The organism is Streptomyces sp. NPDC059567 (assembly GCF_042735655.1).
Lineage (GTDB): Bacteria > Actinomycetota > Actinomycetes > Streptomycetales > Streptomycetaceae > Streptomyces.
In genome coordinates this window covers 31891-37289 of record NZ_JBHWBS010000051.1, presented here as the reverse complement: position 1 = coordinate 37289, position 5399 = coordinate 31891, and the positions used below count along the sequence as shown (strand labels likewise).

Annotated in this window: 7 protein-coding genes; 1 reads left to right on the top strand and 6 read right to left on the bottom strand. The window is 70.5% G+C overall.

What is annotated here, in order from left to right:
* Window positions 1-100 precede the first annotated feature (100 nt).
* Window positions 101-685 (bottom strand): flavodoxin family protein, encoded by a 585-nt coding sequence (locus ACFVZW_RS22410; protein WP_384523862.1) that lies wholly within the window; start codon window positions 683-685, stop codon window positions 101-103.
* A gap of 119 nt (window positions 686-804) precedes the next feature.
* Here ACFVZW_RS22410 and ACFVZW_RS22405 point away from each other — a divergent pair, with 119 nt between their 5' ends.
* Window positions 805-1191 carry a winged helix-turn-helix transcriptional regulator gene (locus tag ACFVZW_RS22405; protein ID WP_376432898.1) on the top strand — a complete coding sequence of 129 codons (387 nt, stop codon included), beginning with the start codon at window positions 805-807 and terminating at the stop codon, window positions 1189-1191.
* A gap of 25 nt (window positions 1192-1216) precedes the next feature.
* Here the strand turns inward: ACFVZW_RS22405 and mutM are convergent, their stop codons facing one another.
* From mutM to ACFVZW_RS22380, 5 genes are all read right to left on the bottom strand, one after another.
* On the bottom strand, window positions 1217-2077 hold the full coding sequence (gene mutM, locus ACFVZW_RS22400; RefSeq protein ID WP_384523859.1) for a bifunctional DNA-formamidopyrimidine glycosylase/DNA-(apurinic or apyrimidinic site) lyase: 861 nt from the start codon (window positions 2075-2077) through the stop codon (window positions 1217-1219).
* Between the two features lie 153 nt (window positions 2078-2230).
* Window positions 2231-3043, bottom strand: coding sequence for a ribonuclease III (gene rnc / locus ACFVZW_RS22395; RefSeq protein ID WP_384523856.1), 813 nt, complete (start codon window positions 3041-3043; stop codon window positions 2231-2233).
* 19 nt (window positions 3044-3062) lie between these two features.
* Window positions 3063-3236: a 50S ribosomal protein L32 gene (rpmF, locus tag ACFVZW_RS22390; RefSeq protein ID WP_030496967.1), complete on the bottom strand. Its 174-nt coding sequence runs from the start codon at window positions 3234-3236 to the stop codon at window positions 3063-3065.
* Window positions 3237-3238: 2 nt separating this feature from the next.
* Complete coding sequence (locus tag ACFVZW_RS22385) at window positions 3239-3844, bottom strand: YceD family protein (RefSeq protein WP_384523853.1); 606 nt, start codon at window positions 3842-3844, stop codon at window positions 3239-3241.
* Between the two features lie 184 nt (window positions 3845-4028).
* Window positions 4029-5087: an ATP synthase F0 subunit B gene (locus ACFVZW_RS22380; protein ID WP_384523850.1), complete on the bottom strand. Its 1059-nt coding sequence runs from the start codon at window positions 5085-5087 to the stop codon at window positions 4029-4031.
* Window positions 5088-5399 lie beyond the last annotated feature (312 nt).

Here is a 5399-nt window from a genome sequence, read left to right as displayed (position 1 = left end):
CGGGTGGGGTCGGCCCGGGCGCCCCCACCCCCCCCCCCCCGGCGCGCGGGGGCCCCCCCCGCCCCGGGGGGGGGGCCCCCCCCCCTTCCGCATTGCACGGTCAGGCGGCGGCGCGACCCGTGACGAAGGTGCGGGCGGTCGTGGCCACGCGGCGGCCGAGGTGTTCGGCGGTGGCCAGGTCGGCCTTGTGGACGCCCTCGGGGCCCAGGTCGTTGTGGGTCTGGGCCGCGGCGCCGGAGAAGAAGCCGAGGCGGTTGATGTCGTTCTCGGACGCCTCGGTGGTGTTCCAGCCGGGCTTCAAGCCCAGGTTCACCCAGGTCATCCCGTGCTGGGCGGCCAGGATCTGGAAGAACTGCAGGGTGTGCAGCTTGTCGCCGCTCTTGGAGGCGGAGTTGGTGAAGCCTGCGGCCAGCTTGTCGATCCAGGCGTCCGTGAACCAGCGCTTCGAGCTGTCCTCGGCGAACTTGTGGAAGGCGCCCGAGGCCGTGCCCATGTACGTCGGCGAGCCGAAGACGATCGCGTCGGAGGCGTCCAGCAGCTCCCACTCGGTGTCGGTGATCTCGTCGACCTTGATCAGGTGGACGGTGGCGCCCGCGTCGAGCGCGCCGGCACGGACGGCCTCGGCGACGACGGCGGTGTGACCGTAGCCGGAGTGGTAGGCGATGGAGACGACGGGCGTGGACATGGTGGGACTCCTCATCGGCGGGGGGAACGACAAGAAGTAGAACACTAACTTTCTGAAAGTGCAATCCTCAGGAGAGCGCACTCCTACAGTTAGCGCTGTGCACGAGTATGGTAGAGCGCATGACTGACGACCTCGTGTTCAACGTGTTCGCCCGGGCCTGCACCTCGCGCGAGACGCTGGAGCATGTGACGGGCCGGTGGGGCACGCTCACGCTCGGCGCGCTCCACGAGGGCACGTTCCGCTTCAACGAGCTGCGCCGCCGGGTCGACGGGGTCAGCGAGAAGATGCTGGCGCAGACCCTGCACGCGCTGGAGCGCGACGGGCTCGTCCACCGCGAGGCGCAGCCGACCAACCCACCGCGCGTGGACTACCGGCTGACGCCGCTCGGCCGCGAGATCGCGGAGCGACTGCGCGCGCTGATCGACCTGGTCGAGGGCCGGATGCCGGACGTCCTCTCGGCTCGCGAGAGCTACGACGAGGAGCGCGCGGCCGCCGCGAGCGCGTGAGCGACCGCGGACGTCAGGCCGTGGCTCAGGCCGTGGCGCGCGGCGGACGCTGGCAGCGCGGGCAGAAGTAGCTGGACCGGTTCATCCACGGCCGGCGCCGCATCGGCGTACCGCAACGGCGGCACGGCTCGTCCTCGCGCCCATAGGCGTCCAGCGACCGGTCGAAGTAGCCCGACTCCCCGTTCACATTGACGTAGAGGCTGTCGAAGCTGGTCCCGCCCGCGGCGAGGGCCGCGTTCATGACGTCCCGTACATGCCCGAGGAGTTCGGCGGAGCGCGGCCGGGTGAGCGTGGCGGTGGGGCGTTCGTAGTGCAGCTTCGCCCGCCACAGCGCCTCGTCGGCGTAGATGTTGCCGACCCCGCTGATCAGCGTCTGGTCGAGCAGTGCGCGCTTGACGGTCGTACGGCGCAGGCGCAGCGCCGTCTGGAAGGCGGCGTCGTCGAACGCCGGGTCCAGCGGATCGCGCGCGATGTGCGCGATGACGTCGGGAAGGCCGTCCGCCGTGTTCTCGTGGATCGAGAGCCCGCCGAAGGTCCGCTGGTCGACGAAGCGCAGCTCGGTGCCGAGGCCGTCCTCGAAACGGACACGGATCCGCAGGTGCTTCTCGTCCGGGGCGTCCTCGGGCTGGACGAGCAGCTGCCCGCTCATGCCGAGATGGCCGAGGATCGAGACCTCGGAGTCCGCGAGCGGGATCCACAGGTACTTGCCGCGCCGCCGCGCGGTCCCGAAGCGGTGCCCCTTGAGCCGGGCGGCGAAGTCCGCCCCGCCCGCCGGGTGCCGGCGCACGGCCCTCGGATGCAGCACCTCGACCTCGCCCACGGTGCGCCCGCCGACCCAGCGCTCAAGACCGCGTCGTACGACCTCGACCTCGGGCAACTCGGGCACGGGACTCCTCCGGAGGGGTACGGGAAAGGCGACACCCGAAGCCTACCGCCCGGACCGAGGCGGCCGGACGGAAGCAGAAGACCCCGCCCTGAGACCCTCGCGGGCCCCCGGGCGGGGTCGTCAAGAAGCAGTGCCGTCAGGAAGGGAAGAGCTTCAGGCCGAGGCCTGGTCCGCGGGGGAAGAGGTGTCGGCGACCTCTTCCGGCGTCGTTTCGGCCGCCACGTCCGCCGCGGCCTTCGCCGCCGCGAGACGCTCGTCCGCCGCCGCGCGAATCGCGCGCCATGCGGACTCCGCCGCCTGCTGCTCCGCTTCCTTCTTGCTGCGGCCGGTGCCGGTGCCGTACGAGACACCACCGACGCGGGCGGCAGCAGTGAAGGTCTTCTCGTGGTCCGGACCCGTCTCCGTGACGAGGTACTCCGGAACACCCAGGCCCTCGGCCGCGGTCAGTTCCTGGAGGCTGGTCTTCCAGTCCAGTCCTGCACCGAGGTTCGAGGACTTCTCGATCAGCGGGTCGAAGAGCCGGTGCACCAGCTCCGAAGCCGCGTCGAGGCCCTGGTCGAGATAGACCGCACCGATCACCGCTTCAAGGGTGTCGGCGAGGATGGACGCCTTGTCCCGGCCACCCGTGCCCTCTTCGCCCCGGCCGAGCCGGATGAAGGAGCCGAGTTCGAGGCCGCGACCGACCTCCGCCAGCGCACGCGAATTGACCACCGCGGCCCGCAGCTTGGCCAGCTGGCCTTCGGGCAGGTCGGGGTGGGTGCGGTACAGCGTGTCCGTGACCACCAGGCCGAGCACGGAGTCCCCGAGGAACTCGAGACGCTCGTTGGTGGGCAGGCCGCCGTTCTCGTACGCGTACGAGCGGTGCGTCAGCGCACGCACCAGAAGGGCGGACTCGAGCTGATACCCGAGCCGCCCTTCCAGAAGCGTGTGGGACGAGGCATTGTCCGTCTTGTTGGACTCAGACATTGCGCCTCTCACCAGCCACTCAGACCGAGAGGACCTGGCGCTTGTTGTAGGTGCCGCAGCTCGGGCACGCGATGTGCTGCTGCTTCGGCTCCTGGCAACGCTCACACGAAACCAGGGTGGGGACCGCAGCCTTCCACTGCGACCGGCGGTGGCGCGTGTTGCTGCGCGACATCTTCCGCTTCGGAACAGCCACGGCTACTTCTCCTGCTTCTCGTCGACGCCAGCTTCGGCGCCGCTCATGTTGTCCTTCTCATCGGTTCCCAGCGAACCGGCGAGTCCCTGCAGTGCCGCCCAACGAATGTCGACGGCTTCATGGTGGTGGTCCGGGTTGTCGTTCAGGTTGGTCCCGCATTCGGAACACAGACCCGCACAGTCCTCCCGGCACACCGGCTGCATCGGCAGTGCGAGCACCACCGCATCACGCAGCACGGGTTCGAGGTCGAACATGCCGTCCTCGAGGGGGATCATGTCCTCGTCGTCCTCGGCTTCGTCGTCCGCGGCCGCCTTGGAGCGGCCCCGGTCGTCGGAGTCGGGGTACGAGAACATCTCCTGGAAGTCCACGTCGAGCTCGAGCTCGACGGGCTCCAGACACCTTACGCACTCCCCCTCGGCCGATGCACGGGCGGTGCCTGTGACGAGCACCCCTTCCATGACCGACTCGAGACGGAGCTCGATTTCCACGGGCGAGCCTTCCGGCACACCGATGACCCCTTCGACACCGAAGTCCTTGGGGGCCGAGGCCGAGCGGGAGATCCTCTGGAGGGCACCCGGACGCCGCCCCAGCTCGTGCGTGTCGAACACGAGGGGGTTGCGGTGGTCAAGGCGCGTGCTCAGGGTTCTTCCTGCTTTCGGATCGTGAGGGGGCTGCCGTGTTCGAATCGAGAGACGAAGCGGGCAGCATGGATCGCGGGCATACGCGCGACCGAAGAGCCAGGATACTGGACGCTTCGCTCAGGGCCCAATCCGGCCTTGGCCGGGGCTCGGCTCAGTGCCCCTGACCGTGCCCCTGGCCGTGTCCCTGCTCGTACTGACGCAGCTGCTCCAGGTCGATCATGCTCGTGTCGAAGAAGCTGGTCTCGTCGAGCGCGGCGGCCTGCGGCTGCTGGTAGTCGTAGACCGGCTGCTGCTGATACGCGTAGGGGTCCTGGGTCTGGTACCCGTACGGGTCCTGGGCCTGGGCCTGGGCCTGGGCCTGGTAGGCGTACGCGTCCTGGTGCTGCGGCTGCTGGTACCCGTACGGGTCCGGCTGCTGCGCCGGGATCTGCGGGACCTGCTGGTGGACGGGCTGCGGGACCTGCTGCTGGACCGGCTCGGGGTCGGCCAGCTCCGCGAGCCCGGCCAGGTAGTCCGCGTCGCTGGTGTGCACCGCGCCGCCCGCCGCGTCCTGGGCCGCCATGTGGGCGCCGAGGTCGTCGGTGGCGATCCGGCCGTGCAGCTTCTGCCGGCCGCGGCCGACCGCCTCCAGGGTCTTGGACAGCACGGCCTCGAAGGCGCCCAGCTTGGCGTCCACGTACTCGTCGGCCCGGTGGATCAGGGTCTGCGGGTCCGCGCTGTACTCGGGGGCGTCCTCGTCGGCGTAGCCCTGCGCGTCCAGGCCCGGGCCGCGGCCGAGGAGCTTCTCGCGGCCGCGGTCGACGGAGCCGATGGTCTTGTTGAGGACGACCTCGAAGTTGGCGAGCTTGGAGTCGACGTAGTCGTCGGCCTCCGCCCTGATCTCCTCGGCCTCGCGGCGGGCCTCGGAGAGGATCCGGTCCGCCTCGTCCTGGGACTGCCGGGCGACCTGGGTGTCGGAGATCAGCGAGCCGCGCTCGGCGTGGGCGGCCTCGATGATCCGCTCCGCCTCCTGGCGGGCGTGCTCCACCATCTGCTCCCGGCCGCCGAGGAGCTCCTGGGCCTGGGCCAGGGAGCCCGGCAGGGCCTCCCGTACCTCTTCGAGCATGGCGAGCAGCTCGGCGCGGTTGACCACGCAGGACGCCGACATGGGCATGGAGCGGGCGTTTGTGACCGTCGAAACGATCTCGTCGAGCTTCTTCTGCACGTCCACCGGGTGCTCGCCACTCTCTACAGCTGGATGGAGACGGACGGGACGACTTTAAGGGCAGTCGTCCCCCGACCGACACCAGATGACGGACCGTCAGCGGTGCTCGCTCGCGGTCACGTCCGGGTCACTGGCCGCCGCGCTGCTCGGCGAGGCGGTCGGTGAGCCTGCCGAGGACGGCCGGCGGCACCAGGTGGGAGACGTGGGGGCGCCCCGGCGCGCCCGGCCGTGGGCCGGGGGGGCGCCGGGACGGGTGTGGGGGGGGGGTGGGGGGGGGAACGGGCTGGAGGCCCCCCCAGCCCGGGGTGATTAGTTCGA